This window comes from Massilia hydrophila, from assembly GCF_020208145.1.
Lineage (GTDB): Bacteria > Pseudomonadota > Gammaproteobacteria > Burkholderiales > Burkholderiaceae_D > Telluria > Telluria hydrophila.
In genome coordinates this window covers 1-269 of sequence record NZ_JAHYBX010000096.1, presented here as the reverse complement: position 1 = coordinate 269, position 269 = coordinate 1, and the positions used below count along the sequence as shown (strand labels likewise).

The 269-nt window shown below is 48.3% G+C and carries 1 rRNA gene; it reads left to right on the top strand.

Annotated features, from left to right (window positions below):
* A 23S ribosomal RNA gene (locus tag LE190_RS21670) occupies positions 1-269 on the top strand; the annotation flags it as partial.

Genomic DNA, 269 nt, shown 5'->3' with positions numbered 1-269 from the left:
GTGGATGCCTTGGCGATTACAGGCGATGAAGGACGTAGTAGCTTGCGATAAGCTGCGGGGAGTGAGCAAACACACTTTGATCCGCAGATTTCCGAATGGGGAAACCCGGCCTTTTAGGTCATTGCATACTGAATACATAGGTATGCAAAGCGAACGCGGCGAACTGAAACATCTAAGTAGCTGCAGGAAAAGAAATCAACCGAGATTCCCAAAGTAGTGGCGAGCGAAATGGGATGAGCCTGTACGTGATAGTCGAATTGATAGTGGAA